The organism is Sanguibacter massiliensis (genome assembly GCF_900240335.1).
Classification (GTDB): domain Bacteria; phylum Actinomycetota; class Actinomycetes; order Actinomycetales; family Cellulomonadaceae; genus Flavimobilis; species Flavimobilis massiliensis.
In genome coordinates, this window is sequence record NZ_LT965000.1 from 1 (window position 1) to 837 (window position 837).

The 837-nt window shown below is 74.1% G+C and carries 2 protein-coding genes; one reads left to right on the top strand and one right to left on the bottom strand.

All coding sequences use genetic code 11. The features are described 5' to 3' along the window. Nucleotides 1-93 precede the first annotated feature (93 nt). Entirely contained in the window at nt 94-258 is a 165-nt protein-coding gene (locus C1729_RS14700) for a hypothetical protein (protein WP_165375535.1), read from the bottom strand. On the opposite strand from C1729_RS14700, the gene C1729_RS14225 reads away from it, so the two are divergent. Beyond that, nucleotides 247-837, top strand: a 591-nt coding sequence (locus C1729_RS14225; RefSeq protein ID WP_242493928.1) for a LysR substrate-binding domain-containing protein, incomplete at its 3' end; no start/stop codon positions are given. The genes C1729_RS14700 and C1729_RS14225 overlap by 12 nt on opposite strands.

Consider the following 837-nt stretch of genomic DNA (forward strand, 5'->3'; position numbering starts at 1 on the left):
CCCCCGTGCCCGCCCCCATCCCATCCCCCTCTCCTGACTCGTAGGTCCTCAGCACCGTTCGATGGTGCTCCAGACCTACGAGTCGGAAGGGGGTTACCCGAGCGCGAGCGTCGCCGCGACCGCGACCATGACGACGGCGACAAGGCCGTCGATGACGCGCCACGTCGTCGGCCGCTCGAGGCCTCGCTCGGCCGCATCCTCGTGCGCCGCGGCACACCGTCGACCGTGACGCCTGATGGCGCACCCGTGCTCCGGCACGCGCGCCAGCAGGCGCTCGTCGCCGCGGCTGCGTGGCCGGACACGTTCCTCCAGGTCGTCGCCGACGACGAGGGGCACGCCGTCGAGCGGCTGCGCAGCGGCGCCGTCATGGCCGCCGTGACGACGGACGCGACTCCCGCGCCCGGCTGCCGCGCTGAGCGCCTCGGCGTCGTCCGCTACAGCCCGCGCGTCCACCCGGACCTGCTCGCGCGGCACGACGTGCGCGGGGTCGCTGACGTGCCGCGGCTGCCTGCCGTGCGCTTCGACGCGAAGGACGGGCTCCAGGATCTTGTGCTCGCGGCGGCGGGGCTGCCGCGCGCGGGTCGGGGCCCGTCGGTTCCGAGCCCCGACGGCTTCGCGACGGCTGTCGGGGCGGGTCTCGGCTGGGGCATGCTCCTCGATCCGCAGGTCGCCGCCGCACCCGGGCTCGTACCGGTCCCGGGCCTCGCTCCGGTCGAGCGTGAGCTGTTCTGGCAGCGCTGGACGATCGGCTCGGAGGCGGTTCTTATATCCCTTTTGCGGCGCCTGAGGCTCCTCACGGGCCACGCGCCTGGGGTCTCCCTCAGGCCTACCATAACA